Origin of the sequence: Psychrobacter sp. AOP5-GZ1-6, assembly GCF_052376345.1 — a bacterium.
Classification (GTDB): Bacteria; Pseudomonadota; Gammaproteobacteria; order Pseudomonadales; family Moraxellaceae; genus Psychrobacter.
Genome location: NZ_JBQSVP010000068.1, coordinates 1 through 15,745, shown reverse-complemented (window position 1 = coordinate 15,745; position 15,745 = coordinate 1). Strand labels below are relative to the sequence as shown.

General features: G+C 43.5%; 14 protein-coding genes. 10 read left to right on the top strand and 4 right to left on the bottom strand.

The window, feature by feature from the left end:
• Positions 1-656 (bottom strand): MFS transporter (locus ACT3RN_RS09805; protein WP_444518595.1); only part of this gene is annotated, 656 nt, incomplete at its 3' end.
• Positions 657-815: 159 nt separating this feature from the next.
• Here ACT3RN_RS09805 and ACT3RN_RS09800 point away from each other — a divergent pair.
• Positions 816-1,727, top strand: a complete 912-nt coding sequence (locus ACT3RN_RS09800) for a LysR family transcriptional regulator (RefSeq protein ID WP_192992380.1) — start codon at positions 816-818, stop codon at positions 1,725-1,727.
• Positions 1,728-1,847: 120 nt separating this feature from the next.
• On the opposite strand, the gene fhuB is transcribed toward ACT3RN_RS09800, so the two are convergent.
• The 3 genes from fhuB to ACT3RN_RS09785 all read right to left on the bottom strand — a co-directional run bounded on the left by fhuB (position 1,848) and on the right by ACT3RN_RS09785 (position 5,700).
• Positions 1,848-3,839: a Fe(3+)-hydroxamate ABC transporter permease FhuB gene (gene fhuB, locus ACT3RN_RS09795; protein ID WP_192992381.1), complete on the bottom strand. Its 1,992-nt coding sequence runs from the start codon at positions 3,837-3,839 to the stop codon at positions 1,848-1,850.
• The gene (locus ACT3RN_RS09790) at positions 3,836-4,870 is read right to left on the bottom strand and encodes an ABC transporter substrate-binding protein (protein ID WP_225739213.1); all 1,035 of its coding nucleotides are present in this window, start codon (positions 4,868-4,870) and stop codon (positions 3,836-3,838) included. The genes fhuB and ACT3RN_RS09790 overlap by 4 nt, the downstream gene beginning before the upstream one ends.
• Before the next feature lie 65 nt (positions 4,871-4,935).
• The gene (locus ACT3RN_RS09785) at positions 4,936-5,700 is read right to left on the bottom strand and encodes an ABC transporter ATP-binding protein (RefSeq protein ID WP_192519775.1); all 765 of its coding nucleotides are present in this window, start codon (positions 5,698-5,700) and stop codon (positions 4,936-4,938) included.
• A gap of 158 nt (positions 5,701-5,858) precedes the next feature.
• Here ACT3RN_RS09785 and ACT3RN_RS09780 point away from each other — a divergent pair, with 158 nt between their 5' ends.
• The 9 genes from ACT3RN_RS09780 to ACT3RN_RS09740 form a co-directional block, all read left to right on the top strand.
• Entirely contained in the window at positions 5,859-7,037 is a 1,179-nt protein-coding gene (locus ACT3RN_RS09780) for a siderophore-interacting protein (RefSeq protein ID WP_192992382.1), read from the top strand.
• 75 nt (positions 7,038-7,112) lie between these two features.
• The gene (locus tag ACT3RN_RS09775; RefSeq protein WP_413038455.1) at positions 7,113-7,484 is read left to right on the top strand and encodes a DUF3817 domain-containing protein; all 372 of its coding nucleotides are present in this window, start codon (positions 7,113-7,115) and stop codon (positions 7,482-7,484) included.
• Positions 7,485-7,774: 290 nt separating this feature from the next.
• Positions 7,775-8,281, top strand: coding sequence for a hypothetical protein (locus tag ACT3RN_RS09770; protein ID WP_192519773.1), 507 nt, complete (start codon positions 7,775-7,777; stop codon positions 8,279-8,281).
• Positions 8,282-8,594: 313 nt separating this feature from the next.
• Complete coding sequence (locus ACT3RN_RS09765) at positions 8,595-10,865, top strand: TonB-dependent receptor (protein ID WP_192519772.1); 2,271 nt, start codon at positions 8,595-8,597, stop codon at positions 10,863-10,865.
• 399 nt (positions 10,866-11,264) lie between these two features.
• A complete protein-coding gene (locus ACT3RN_RS09760) occupies positions 11,265-12,161 on the top strand; it encodes a 3-hydroxyacyl-CoA dehydrogenase (RefSeq protein WP_192519771.1) in 897 nt (298 codons plus the stop codon).
• Positions 12,162-12,504: 343 nt separating this feature from the next.
• A complete protein-coding gene (locus tag ACT3RN_RS09755) occupies positions 12,505-13,701 on the top strand; it encodes an amino acid aminotransferase (RefSeq protein WP_192519770.1) in 1,197 nt (398 codons plus the stop codon).
• A gap of 314 nt (positions 13,702-14,015) precedes the next feature.
• Complete coding sequence (locus tag ACT3RN_RS09750; RefSeq protein WP_192519769.1) at positions 14,016-14,849, top strand: acyl-CoA dehydrogenase family protein; 834 nt, start codon at positions 14,016-14,018, stop codon at positions 14,847-14,849.
• A gap of 6 nt (positions 14,850-14,855) precedes the next feature.
• Positions 14,856-15,197: a hypothetical protein gene (locus tag ACT3RN_RS09745; RefSeq protein ID WP_318779536.1), complete on the top strand. Its 342-nt coding sequence runs from the start codon at positions 14,856-14,858 to the stop codon at positions 15,195-15,197.
• Positions 15,198-15,643: 446 nt separating this feature from the next.
• A partial coding sequence (locus tag ACT3RN_RS09740) for a transposase-like zinc-binding domain-containing protein (RefSeq protein WP_444518596.1) occupies positions 15,644-15,745 on the top strand: 102 nt, incomplete at its 3' end.

The window sequence follows — 15,745 nt, the reverse complement described above, 5'->3', positions numbered from 1 at the left end:
TTTACAAATAGTGATAAGCTACTTTTGATAAGTGGAAAGTAACGCAGCGTGGTATGCGGTGTATTGGTTGGCAAAAACACCCGAAGCAGTACCCCAAAGACAGCGGCAAACGCCGCAGACATCACAAACACACTGCGCCAGCCAAGTTGCTCACCTACAAACCCACTTAAGGTTCTAGATAATAAAATACCAATGGTTAGCCCCATCATCAGCGTGCCAAGCGTTGCACCCTTGTTTTCAGGTGACACCATGGACGCAGCAAATGGAATGAGCTGCTGGGTAATATTGGCACTAACACCGATCAAAAATACGGATAGTAACAGTATAGGCAAACTTGGTGACACGGCAGCAAAACCGCATGCGGCTACTAATAAACAGGATAAGATACCAATCAAGCGTCTACGCGCAATAGAATCGCCCAATGGTGAGATAAATAGCAAAGCAAACGCATAACCAAACTGCGTCAATGCCGGAATACTGCCCAGTTGTGAGTCGGTCAAATCAAACTCAGCACCGATGAGCGGTAAAATAGGCTGGTTGTAATATAAGTTTGCCGCCGTTGCCGCAATGGCAGCGGTCATTAACAGCAGAATAAACCGGCTTAGTGATTGGCTCGACGACTGGCTTGATGGTTGGTTTAGTACAGGCTTATCCATTATTTTCTCAGCTTAATAAATCATGCCACCAGTATAGAGCTTAGCAATCAATAACAAAAATGATAGTATATGATTGAATCCATACAAATAATGTATAGATATAAAAGTTAAGACTGAACGATGAGCTGATAAGATAAATTGATAAAAGGTATGGCTAATATGGATATAAAAACACTCAAAAGCTTTATGGCAGTAGCCAAGCACCAGAGCTTTTCAGAAGCAGCGCGTGAGCTATATACGGTACAACCTGCCATCAGTCGTCAGATTTCATCATTAGAGACAGAATTGGGGGTTGTCCTGTTTAACCGTACTTCTCGTGAAGTGACTATCACGCCCGCTGGCGAGCAACTACTGAAAGACGGTGCTGTTATTTTAGCCTTAGCAGAACAAGCAAAGATACAAGTGAAGCGAGCACATGATGGACAAATAGGCACACTTAATATCGCGCATTTGAGCTCAGCTTGTTTGACCTTTATGACCACACTGGTACGCAGTTATAAAGAAAAATTTCCGCACGTACACGTCTCGTTGTTTGAGATGACGGTGACCGAACAGATAGAAGCATTTAATAATGACCGTATCGACATTGGGTTTTCGCGGCCATTACCGAGCGCCATTGCTGATGACTTTATCAGCCACAATATTTATATCGACAAATTGGTGGCAATTGTGAACCAAAGCCATGCTTTAGCCGACCGACAAACCATTGATTTAGTGCAATTAAAAGACGAAAAGTTTGTTATTTTTAACCGCGATGAAGCGCTTGGTCTATTTGATGAAACCATCACACTATGTAAGCAAGCTGGGTTTTCACCCAATATCATCAGCCAACCCAAGCATATGCAGACATTGGTGACCGAAGTGGCAGCAGGACTGGGCGTGGCGATTGCACCCTATTGCGTACGCAAACTATATAGTGATGGCTGTCATTTTATAGCGTTAAACCATGTCAGTACACAGGTTCCTGTGCATATTCAACATAAGCAAAATAACAACAGCGCGACGGTTGCTGCTTTTGTGGCAGTAGCATTGAGTGCGACAGATGACATACAACAAAGCATGGCATGTTAAACACATAAAAACCCCGTTTATCTGGTTTACAGAAAAACGGGGTTGGTTCTACTCATAGATTAGGTCACATTATCAGTGAACACTAAGCTGTCTGAAACGTTCTTATTCGCATAAAGACCATCAACTCGCAGATACAGGCACTTTGCGAATCAGCCATAAGAAATAAGCGCCACCAATAATCGCTGCTACCGTACCCGCAGGCAGCTCATAAGGAAAGATAACATAACGCCCAATCCAATCTGCTATCACCATCACCCCTGCACCGAGCAAAGCGGCCAATGGCAATTGACGTTCAAGTTTGGTCGCTCCCAGTGATGTTGCCAGATGCGGCACCATCAAACCAATAAAGCTAAGCGGCCCTACTGCAAGCGTACTGGCCGTACTCAGTGCGGCAACCAGTACTAACAGTGCCAGCGTCACAGGTGTGACCGCAACGCCCAAGTTACGAGCCACGCCCGTACCCAAGCCAAGGATACGCAATGGTTTTATCACCAGCAGACTAAGTGCAAACAAAATAACAGCAATACCAATAAGATACCAGACAGTGCTAGGTTGCGCGCTATAAGTGGTACCCGATAGCCAGCTAAGCATCGCCTCTAACCGTGGATCACCAGACAGCTTCACCATGTGCATCACCCCATCCATCATGGCAGCAATACCAATACCGACCAATAATAGATAGCCTGAGCTAACCCGGCGCGCCAGCCACATAACCAGTAGCAGCACCAGCATCGCACCAGACAGCCCTGAGATTAGCAGCGTGCCTGATCCTGCAGACAACCCCAAGCTAGGCAGCAGTAAAAACCCTAAGATAACGCCAAGCGCTGCGCCCGAGCTGACACCCAGCACTTCTGGACTCGCCATCGGGTTACGCGTGAGCGTTTGCAGTAGCACACCAGCGACGGCTAACATTAGACCCGTTGCTGCCGCACTTAAACTGCGAGGCAGACGATACTGCTCAGTAATTGCCCAATCGGTACTAAGCCCCCATCCATTCATGTCCTGAACAAACAAGCAGGCCAATGCAATGAGTGCCACCACACCAACACCCCAGCGCCATATCCCGACAGATACAGGCTTACCAGTGACCATCGGTGTTACCGTTTCTATCTGCTCACGGCGCTGACGAAGAATCAACCAAATAATCAATGGCGCACCAAGGATACCTGTCATCGCCCCTGCGGGAATCTGCATATCAAGTATCGGTTCGAGCAATAACGCAACATTACTGGTCAGCCATAATAGCAAGGCCCCTAGGACAAAAGCAGCTGCCAAACGTTTATTAATAGCAGAGATACCTAGCGCATTGACTAAGCTTGCTGCACCCAAACCGATAAAGCCAATCAGCCCAACTTCACTCACGACTAACGCTGTCACCACTGCCACGATGAGTACCACTAGCGCACGAATGCCATTGATAGGCACACCCAAACGCTTGGCTTGTAAATCATCCAAGCTCATTAAAGTCAGTGGTTTTAATAATGGCAAACAAACCGCCGCCATCACAACGGCCGTTATCGCTAACATCGTACTGGTATGCCAGCTGTTCTGTGCCAAAAACCCAGCCGCCCATGACATCATACCATTGCTGCGCTCAGCGAAAAACAGCACCAACACATTGGCGACTGCGGCAAGTAGAATATTGACCACCAAGCCTGCAAGTATCAATATTAATGGATTAAAACGACTGGGCGCTGACAACGCAAACACCAAGCCCATACTGATAATCGCACCGACAAAGGCAACATAAATACCACCATAGACTGCCAAACTTGGCAAAAACAAGGTCACGAGCAGTATGGCCAGTTGCGCGCCCACACCGACCCCTAAAGTAGTATCTGATGCCAATGGGTTTTTGACCAATTGCTGTAGTAGAATACTGACGACGCCTAACAAACCACCTGCCAACAACGCGACGATACTGGTTGCCACCAAATGCAGCTGTGTCGCCATACTACCGATATCTAACTGCGAGCTCGGTATCAGCAAATCACCAATAGGCCGCGTCCACTCCTGAGCAATTAACGCCCAGCCACTCCATAGTGACAGCACCATGAGCATGATCAGCATTACCCATAGTCGCCATGACTTATTAGCAGTATTTATACTCATGATGCGGCCCCGCCTTTCAGTGTGACTGCTGATAGATTATTGGCCAAGCTGACCAATGATGACATACCACCATAGATCCATACTGGTGGCAGCTCACCCACACAGCGCTCATTGCCATAACTCAAACGTTGCCAAATCAAACTGTCATCAATCTCAGCCCGTGTAATTGGACTCAGTGGGTTTATAATCAACAAACAAGTCTCATCATCTAACTGCGCCAAGTCTCCCATACGTATCGATACGAATCCCCACTGGTTACCCTTACCTAACACGTCAAGCTCTTTACCCATGCCCTTGAGCGCTGGTTGAAACAAACTGTTTGCCACGTACATACGCATATTATTGGCATCAACAAACTGTACCACGGCGAATTTCTTGACGTTTGGATAGCGCTGTTGCAGACGCGCACTAGCAAGGCTTATGTCTTTTTTGCTTTTGGCAATATAATCTTCGGCCAGTTTTGGTTCATGAATTAGCTCTCCTAGCTTACGAGTGGGCTCAGTATAATCTGCCCAATTGGCAATCTCTCCTTTGGCGGCGAACATAATAGACTCTGCAGGCACATCACCATAGAGGTTGCGAGCGTGTTGATAAAACGAGTTATCGACGACCAAATCGACAGGCAGCTGTGCGACTAGCTCGGCATTTGGTTGATAACGAATACCCAAATCAATCGTGCCGGATGGCAGTGCTGGCTTTCCTACCCATCTATCCCATACTCGGACATCTCCAGTCGCAATTGGAGGATAGCCCATTGCGGTCAAAGTTGCTGCGTTACCCCAGTCTGGTGAGACAATATTAATGTTCGTGTGAGTCGCGTCGGCTGCCTGAGCGTCTGTTTGAGCACTTTGTTGAACATCTTTTTGCTCAGTCACTGGTTCCTGACACGCGCTTAGCATGGTGGTCAATACCAAGCCTAAGACAAGAGACAAATTCTTTAGTGGCAACGTTAAGGAGTCTGGCGATAGGCGTTTGGTTGAGGGATTGATAGCATTTTTAGAGATGTTTTTTTTATAAAGAGCAGAAAACATAGTGGCCTATCTTTTGGGCAAATAAGGTGGAGTAAGCAAGTCAGAAAAATAAGACGCGCCAAACATTAGGCGATGGCGACAGGCTGCCCTGTTATAGGATGGCTGAGTAATTGCATATCGACATTAAAGATATTGTGTAGTATGTCTGGTTGCATGGTGCTTTTGATATCACCGTTATGACAGATACAGCCTTTTTTGAGGGCGATTACTCGATCGGCATACTGCGCAGCCAGATTGATGTCATGCACGATAATCACCACGCTTAAGCCCTGCTCATCGACCAAACGGCGAATCAGCTGAATGACTTCTAGCTGATAGTGCATATCTAGCGCAGCCAGTGGTTCATCGAGTAACAGATATCTCGTGTCCTGTGCCAGACACATCGCCAGCCAAACTCGCGCACGCTCTCCGCCTGACAATGTGGCGGTAATACGATCAGCGAATGCCTCCACCTGTGTGGTACGCATCGCTTCTGCAACTTTATCTTTGTCTACCTGGGTGGGCTTTTGTAGCCATTTTTGATGTGGGTAACGTCCTAACATCACTAGCTCACGTACCGTAAATCCAGCTGCCTCAGGCAATTGCTGCGGTAAATACGCCATTTGTCGCGCCAGCTCTTTACTACTGTAATCACTGATACTGCGCTCATCCAAATTGATACTACCGCTATTGCTCGCCATCTCGCCTGCTAATGCCTTGATCAAGGTTGACTTGCCTGAACCATTGTGTCCAACCAATGCCACCAATTGATTACTATCAATCTCACAGCTCACATTGTTTAGTAGAGTATTTCCTTGACGACTGATGGTCAGTTGGTTTGCACGTAACATAGAGACACTCGTTGTTAATGTTGTTAATTTAAATCATGGTATGTGTATTAGATAACCAATAAAAACCGATTTTACTCGTAAACCGTAATAAAAACAATTATCATTAACACAAAATATAATTCTTCTACTTCCATTCACTGTTGTTCGTGAGTATATATATGACCGATTCTATTTCATCAACTGCTACCATAAAACATCAAACCCACAGAAACAGCTACACCTCATTGAGTATTCCAGAACTGCCAAGCACCATTGCTCATATAAATGAAGAGCATTTTGACGAGTTACTGAGTTTTTTAAAAGCGTTCACTTTTCTAACTACTGAAGAGATGGATAATGCTGACATACAGTTGACTGACATTTATGCTGAAGGCGTCGCCATCTCAGTTATCGCTAAACCCAATGACTTAGAGGTTTCATCAAACACTCAAAATCATGTTATTAAAGACCCTAAAGTTTACATTGACTTTGCAGCACCCATCTCACAGCTTAGCGAGCTACAGACGCAATATATTTTGCTCAAACAACGCGCAGATAAGAAACTCGGTAAAAAAAGTATCAAGCTGACTAAACAAAAATTTATCGTACAAAACAGCTATCCCGTTAGTAAAAATATGCTGCGTCTGACCTTAACAGCACCAGAGATCAATCCGTCTAACTTGATACCTGTTAGTGAAGCAGGCTATGCCTATTTATTTGATTTAGAACATAACGTCACAAATGACAACGATCGTCCCTCACGATCTCATTGCTATTACACACTGAGAAAAGCATGGCAAACCTCGGATGGCATGCAAGCATGGGTTGATGTGTATCTGCATGGAGATACTTCTGGCGGTAATTGGGCACGTTCATTGCAACCAGGTAATAGCGTGATTAGTAAGCGTGAGTTCCCCGAAAAGGTGGAGCATCTGCGTAATGGTCAAGCATTGCTGATTGCTGATGAAACATCGATACCAACCGTGGCACGACTGCTCGAGCTTTGGGACAATCCTTTACCACCTTTAATCCTCTGCATTACTCAAGATGAAGATGATCAGGCTTATTTTGATGACGTTAAAATAGGCAATGATATCACCTCTGATACCGAAAATAATGTAGGGAGTGCTTTTACGGTATTGCCTTTAGTGACCGGTCAAGTAAATTCGGGACGTGAATTAGCCACATTGATTGACAGTACATTAGAAAGTTACTTATCCACTCACCCCTTAAAAATTGATAAAGTTTGGGGCGCACTCGAAGCAGGTACCGCTAAAGCACTACGTGGGTTACTAAGGGAGAGGTTCACATTAGAACGTACTGACTCGATTATAAAAGTCTATTGGCGTAAAAGCTAAACCTGTATCATAGCGATTGATAATCAAAGCCTTATTCGATTTATATGACATTAAAGATACCAAAAGGAAGATAAAGTGTCACAAGCTCAGACCACCAACCCCAATAGCAATGAAATAACTGGCCTTAGCAAATCACAAAACTTATCGTTAAAAATATTAACCATTGTCGGCTATCTAGAAGGTACCTCTTTTTTATTATTGATGGGCATAGCCATGCCACTTAAATATATGATGGGTATTCCTGAAGCAGTAAAGTATATCGGTATGACGCACGGTATATTGTTTATCACTTATATTCTGATACTACTGATTACGGTCAGTAGAATAAAAATGCCGCTATGGGCCCTGCCTGCAGGTGTACTGGGTTCATTTCTACCGTTCGGCCCTTTTATATTCGACCATTTTCTCAAAAAAAGTATAAGTAAGAATTTAAATAAAGAGACTTAACACCATTGTTTTAGGGCCTGTTTTTATTTTAACGGCAACCTTTACAATGAGTACGTACCCTCAATACAAATAACTAAAAACCCCCGATAACGCTTATATAAAAGTTATCGGGGGTTTTTGTTTTTACGGTCATAGGTTTATTCGTTCTTCAGAAGCGTTATTCCTTGTAAAAAGTAAGGTAATTACCGTAAAATAGTGTTTCTTATGAATATTGTTAATTTTTCTTTTTTAATTGTATTAAAAGCATATTATCAATTACTTTTTTGCCATGCCAGTGAACTGAACACACTATGACTGTAAAGCAGCCCAATAACATGCACCGATATTTGTTGTCGCCTGCAATGATGTGGACAGCTATACTATTGGCGTGTCTTGCATGGCTGTTACATACCACTCCTTTATTAACACCATTATGGAGTGACAATGCCAGCTTGGGTCATGGTATTTGTATTGAGCTTGCACCTGTTGTATCTGCTGCTCATAATCACAGTATGCACTCGCAGCATCATTCAGATGCATCGATGCTGGCACCCTCAGAGACAGCAGCACAATCGGCGGCAGTGGTAAATTCAAAGACCATCACGACCTCCAAACACGATACTCATCAACACAGTAGCTGTGACATATGTACTTCCATGTCAGCAGTAATTACTCCGCTTATCATCGAATCACCTGAATTTCATCCCATAGAAATCACCACTATCGTAGCGATGATACCGCAGACGATAAATGCCTACTATGCAACTGACTTCTTACGACCCTTCTCCCGCGCTCCACCATCTTTTTTGATGACTTAAATCAGTCACGACATAACCAATCATTATCAATCATCCAATAATCTTGTTGGTTGGTTCAGCATTGATTGTCTGCAACCTTGACGCGCTACTGAATAACCAAAGCAAACCTTTGGCTATTATAGTCACCCCTTATAAAAGTATTACTGCGTTAACCTCGCTTGAAGTATTTAATATACATCTACGCTAGGTTGCCTTGCATCACTTTTAAATTGAATCGACTATAGCGTTAATGATGCGTTATTTTTTATGACTGATAATCGAAAATACAATCTCCTTTATCACGTGTTTTTCAAAGTTTTCAGGACAGCATACTATGCGACATTCATTAAAAAGTACCACACCTACGCTAAAGCTGAGCGTTTTAGCAGTGGCGTTGTTTCAAATCAGTAGCGCATACGCGCACGATGGCGAAGATCATTCTAATGATGATATACCAATGGCTTACCTGCCAGCTATTACCGTGGAGGCAAGCGCGTCAGGCGCCAATAGTCTCGGTACATCTGCGACGCTTAATCAAAATGATATCAACCACCAGCAAGTAGCGACTAGCGATACTGCAACCATATTAACCAAAATCCCTGGTATTAATGTGCAAAGTGCAGGTGGCATCTCAAACCTACCAGTGATTAGAGGACTGGCTGATAACCGTCTGCGTATCTTAGTAGATGGTGTCGACTCAATCGCCTCCTGTCCAAACAGCATGAACTCACCACTATCCTACATCTCACCGAGTGCAGTCGAAGAAACCACTGTCTACGCAGGCGTCACACCCGTGAGTGTTGGTGGTAATAGTATCGGTGGCACCATTGTCGTAGAGTCAGCAGAGCCAACGTTTTCAGAAGACAGTACCGTTGTGACCTCAGGTGAAGTGGGTGCATTCTATCGCAGCAACGGCAATGGCTACGGCGCCAACGTTGAAACCACCATCGCTAATGACGTACTAAGCCTGTCGTATAAAGGCAGCTATGCAAAATCAGACAACTACGATGCTGGTGGTGACTTTAAAACTTATACTGATGCAAGTGGCAGCGGTCAAAGTTTGGCGAAAGATGAAGTTGGCTCGACTGCTTTTGAAAGCCAGACTCAGTCTGTCGATGTGGCTTATCAAAATGGAGATCATCTGCTACAAGGTACCTACCTATGGCAACACGTGCCAGAAGAGCTGTACCCAAACCAGCGTATGGACATGCTAGACAACCAGCTCGACAGAGTGAACCTGCGCTATAAAGGTGAGTTAAACTGGGGACAGTTAGAAGCACAGGCTTACCACGAAGACGTCGAACACTATATGAACTTTGGTGAGGACAAACAGTTCTTATATGGCACCGCTGCTGGCATGCCAATGTATACCGACAGTGAAACCATCGGTGCTAACCTTAAGGGTATCGTTGATTTAATTGACCAAGGTACGGTGACCCTAGGCGCTGAGTATCAAGACTATACACTCGATGACTTATGGCCCGCCTCTGGTACTGGTATGATGGCGCCTAATGAGTTTCAAAATATCAATAATGGCGAACGCGAACGTATCGGTGTTTATGCTGAGTGGGAAAAACAAATAGCACCAAAGTGGAACACACAGCTAGGTGCTCGTTACGAAAACGTACGTACCAGTGCTGATGAGGTCAGTGGCTACAACTCAATGATGATGACCAACCAAGGCCGCGATAGCGCCATCTTTAATGCCAGTGACCGTAGCACCACTGATAATAATATCGATGCCACTGCCATTGCACGCTACGATATGAGCGACAACAGCTCTATCGAATTTGGTGCTTCACACAAAGAGCGCACTCCTAGCCTATACGAGCGATATACATGGTCGACATGGGGCATGGCCTCTATCATGAATAACACTGTGGGTGATGGTAATGGCTATTTCGGTGATCCTGATCTAAAACCTGAAAAATCTAATACGCTATCCATGACATTTGACTGGCGCAGTGCTGATGATAACTGGGGTATCAAAGCGACACCTTATTACTCGCACATCGATGATTACGTTGATGCCGTACAGTGGGATTCAGCAAACAATACCGCTGCAACCACTCAAACCAGCGACCAATATAACGTGATGCGTTATACCAACCAAGATGCCAGAATATACGGTATCGACATCACAGCTGACCGCGACTTAACCTCTAATGCTTGGGGTGATTGGGGACTGGCTGGATCACTGAGCTACACCAACGGCAAAAATAAAGATACAGGTTCTCATCTTTACAATATCATGCCACTCAATGCCAGCATTGCGCTCAATCATGAAAACAATGACTGGAAAAACCAAGTTGAAGTGGTTGCTGTAGCCGCTAAAAACAAAGTATCAACGCCGCGTAATGAGGTTAAAACAGCAGGTTACGGTTTATTGAACCTGAGCACTGGCTATCAATGGGATGCGGTTAGCGTTGAGGCAGGTATTGATAATGTGTTGGACAAAAACTACGCATTGCCACTGGGCGGGTCTTATATGGGTCAAGGCAGAACCATGGGCATCAATAACGAGCTAACTACCGGATCCAACTGGGGCACTGCCGTACCTGGCGCAGGTCGTTCGTTTTATATGGGCATCAACTATAAGTTTTAGTTGATCAGTTTGAGCTGATACGAGCACAACCTTAATTGTAAAAAGCCGGACAAGATTAACTCGTCCGGCTTTTTTATGGATTTTTTCAAACGAACGAATCGCTAAAGATAGTCCAGCCATAGCAAAGCGTGTCATCAATTAGAATACACCTTCATCGATTTGACGCTGCTTGGCAAAATTTAGCCGCGTTTAGCCCAGTTAGAAGTCTGTCGTTTTATCTGAGAAGGTTCCCTAGCAAATTTGTACCTTTAATAGTCTTAAAAAAGACATACCAGTCTGGCGGTATCTGTTAAAGTAAAATAAGTATCATTTGATATTTTCGTCATAAAAAAGAGTTTTTCAACCAACCCGAAACTGGACAAAAATAAAAGCGTCTTTGCTCAGTAGGAGATTAAAATAATGACCTATAAAAATGTAACCGTTGCAGGAAGTGGCGTTCTAGGCTATCAGATTGCTTTTCAGACCGCATTTCATGGATTTAACGTCACCGTTTATGATATTAACGATGAGGTCTTAGAAAAAGCCAAAGCAAAGTTTGAACTCATATGTGCTGCATTCAAAAGAGATATGAAGGCCAGTCAAAAGCAATTAGACAAAACATTTGCAAACCTCAGCTATTCATCCGATTTAAAAGACGCAGTTAAAGATGCGGATTTAATGATTGAGGCCGTGCCTGAAAACCCAAAAATTAAAATCAGCTTCTATGAAGAATTGGCAAAAGTGGCACCAGAAAAAACTGTTTTTGTCACCAACTCATCTACCCTATTACCAAGCCAGTTTGCTGACTCAACTGGACGACCTGCTAAATTTTTAGCCCTGCATTTTGCCAATAATATTTGGGTACATAATACTGCTGAAATAATGGGACACCCTGATACTGACCCTAAAGTCTTTGATGACGTTGTGGCGTTTGCTAAGGCGATTGGTATGTTGGCATTACCACTCAACAAAGAACAACCCGGTTATATTATCAATTCATTATTGGTACCGTTACTGGGTGCTGGTCTAGATCTACTAGCCAAAGAAGTGGCTGATCCTTACACCATTGATAAAACATGGATGAAAGCCACAGGCGCTCCAGTTGGTCCATTCGGTATACTTGATACCGTAGGCATCAACACTGCATACAATATTAATAAGATGTCTGCAGAAAAGACCCAAGATCCACTAGCCCTCAAAACAGTCGCTTATTTAAAAGAGCATTTTATTGATCAAAATAAACTTGGCGTTTCTACAGGTGAAGGTTTTTATACTTATCCAAACCCTGCCTTTACCCATCCTGATTTTTTAAAGTGATACTATAGGCGATCCACTATACGATAAATACAGTGATGGAACACAGCGATACAAATTACATTTTGCGTAGCCTCTGTCTACATAGACACAGTAGGCAGGCAAAAATGTATCTCTTTATTCTGTGATCGACTCTCTTTTATTTAGGACTGACTATAATTAGCGAGATTGATGAATAGCCGCTAACAGCCAAATTGGACTTTTAGCCGCTATTTCTATAAAAAATATAGTTTTTGACTGTTTTTATAAATCAAACGCCCTTAAATTTAATAATTCATATTGAGTTACTGACCAATTTGTTTTATGATTTTTGACGGCTAAATTTATCCTCTTCTAAGGAAATAAAATGTTTGAACGTATCGACCATTATGCAGGCGATCCAATTCTAGGCTTGATGGAAAAGTTTTTAGCAGATAATAATCCAAACAAAGTCAATCTAGGCATTGGTATTTATTATGATGAAAATGGCGTACTACCCGTCCTTGAATGTGTAAAAACTGCCGAGCAGCGCATTGCAGATCCAGTCTCTCCTCGTCCATACTTGCCGATGGCAGGTTTACCTGGACACCGTAAAGGCTGTCAGGAACTGCTCTTTGGTAAAGACGCACAAGTTTTAAAAGATGGTTTGGTTGCTACTATTGCAACCATCGGCGGTTCTGGCGCGCTCAAAGTAGGTGCCGAGTTTATCAATCAATGGTTCCCACAAGCCAAATGCTATGTGAGCGATCCAACATGGGGCAACCATATTGCCATCTTTGAAGGCTCTGATGTCACAGTCGGTAAATATCCATACTATGATAAAGAAAACAGCAGCATCAAATTCGATGAGATGATTCAGTTTTTTGAAACCTTGAATAAAGATGATGTAGTGCTCTTACATCCTTGCTGCCATAACCCAACAGGTTTGGATTTGACTCGCGAGCAATGGGACACAGTACTAAACGTCGTTCAAGCGCGTGAACTGATCCCATTTATGGATATTGCTTATCAAGGCTTTGGCGAAGATATGGACAGCGATGCTTACGCGATTCGCAAAGCAGTCGATATGGGCTTACCACTGTTTGTCAGCAACTCATTCTCTAAAAACTTATCGCTATACGGCGAGCGTGTTGGTGGACTGTCTATCGTTTGCCCGACTGTCGACGAAACCGATCGTGTATTTGGTCAAATGAGTGCAATGGTGCGTCGTATCTACTCAAGCCCACCGTCACACGGCGGCCATGTCGTCGACATCGTCATGAATGATGAAGCGTTACATGAGCAATGGGTTGGCGAAGTTTACGCGATGCGTGATCGTATCAAGGCTATGCGCTTAAAACTAAAATCAGTATTAGAAGCCAAAATACCAAACCGTAACTTTGACTATATTACCCGTCAGAACGGTATGTTTAGTTTCACTGGTTTGACGCCTGAGCAGGTCGAACGCTTGCAAACTGAATTTGGTATTTATATGATCTCCAATTCACGTATGTGTGTAGCTGGACTGAACACCAGTAATATCGACTATGTAGCCAACGCCATGGCAGACGTCTTAAAAAACTAGGCAAGCCATATACCAAACCGTATGACTCGTTAAGTACGGCTTGTTAAATACGATTTGGTAGGCATGACGATCAATAAAAAGGCTGAGCAACTGCTCAGCCTTTTTTTATGCCTCGATTATTTGAGGTTTATTCTGTCTGCCCATACTTAACACTGCCTTTAATACCTTAATCAACATTTAAGTTGTTAATTTATAACAAACAACTATTGGCTATTTTTGTTAAAGGTATTAATATATGTAAAAAATAGAATTAATTAAAATTCATTAATTATATATTTACATGTTGTTTTATAAATCAATATAGGTAAAAAGTGATGAGCCATACATCTTTATCAAATAATACAGACATTCTGCCATCCGATGCCGCTAACGATGTCTATCCATTGGCCTTATCAGCGAGATCTGATACTGAAGCCGCTAGAAAGATTGCACCAACAGTCATCGAAAAGCTTTCGGATCTGTCGCTCTTTAGAATGGGACTGCCAAAGTCATTTGGAGGCTGGGAAGGCAATCCTGTAGAGACGCTCAAGGTCTATGAAACATTGGCTAGCGCTGAAGCTTCTGTCGCTTGGATTACATGGAACAATCATTTAGCTTGTACCTTTGGTAGATTTTTAGACGAAACCAGTATGAAAGAGATATACCACAACCCTGCTCATGTCTACGCCAATTCAGCACGTCCTGAAGGCGTGGCTCATACAGTAGAGAATGGCTACATGGTCTCTGGTCAATGGACCTTGGTATCGGGGTGTGAGTTAGCAGACTGGTTTGTACTACGCTGTTTGGTCGTCTCAGAAGGCTCTCCGACTACCCTAGGTCCAGGAGCAAATCTGAAGCTGTTTTTTATTCCAAAAGAAAAGGTAGAAATCGTTGATACATGGCATGTCGGCGGATTAAATGGCACTGGTAGTCACGATATAGTCGTCAAAGATGCTTTTGTAAAAGAAGCATACGCTGTTGGTTTTGATAGCCCTGTTGCCATTGATAATGCATATAGTCGTCTGCCTATTGGCTGTATCAATGCAGCGGGCTGTGCCGCGATGGCACTAGGTGTGTTAAAAGCGGCAACCGATGACTTAATCGATATATGTCTTGAGCGAGTGACGCCAAATAAGAGCCCAGATTTACGTGATCGTGGTACAGTGTAAGCTGCCATCGCAAAGAGTAAAACGCTATTGGCATCTAGACGTTTGCAGTTACATAGTAGCGTTGAAACATTATGGGCAGAATCGCAAAAACAGAACACATTTACTGATGAACAGCTGGCTGATGTGTGGGCCGCGGCCTGTGAAGCAGCAAACGATGCTAGATCCATGCTGTCTGAGGTTTATGCCGTCGCTGGCACTGCCTCACTTTATAAAAAACATCGAATAGAGAGAGCGCATAGAGACATTCATGCCATTTTACAACATGGCATTATTCAACCTCATTGGTTAAACCAAGCGGGCATGGCGTATGTTGGACTGACGCCAAATGGCGCAATGTTTAGAGTATAACTCAAACGCTTTACCATGGTTGACCTGTGCTTAGCGCCTACTTGCTAAAATATTAGTGCGTGTCTTCATGTCAAAAATGCTGATAAAAATGAGATAAATTGCCGTCAAACAAGGAAAAGAGCGCAGATAATATCGAGATATTAACCAGCTATTTGACGATGTTTGGCAAGATTCAGCCATGTTTAGCCCATTGAGATGACTATCGAGTGAATTGAAGACACGCCCCTAATGTCCGTTAAATGTATCAAACACAAAAAAGCAAGACATCGAATGTCTTGCTTTTTTGATCGTGAGCGACTTTAGAGTTTGTTTATCACGCTCATGTCTGCTTAACTATTTATTTTTTAACGTTTTTTATTAGCTATCTTTTTTGGTGGTGTGTCAGAAAGTATGCTGAGGAGATAAAAGGAGGGTGACAGCCAAAGCAAGATGATATATTTGAGGTTATGAAGACACAAATAGATATCAGCTGCCCCGACTGTCACAGTCACAGTTTAAAGAAAAACGGCATAAAAAGCTATGGCAAGCAGAACTACCAATGCAAGGAC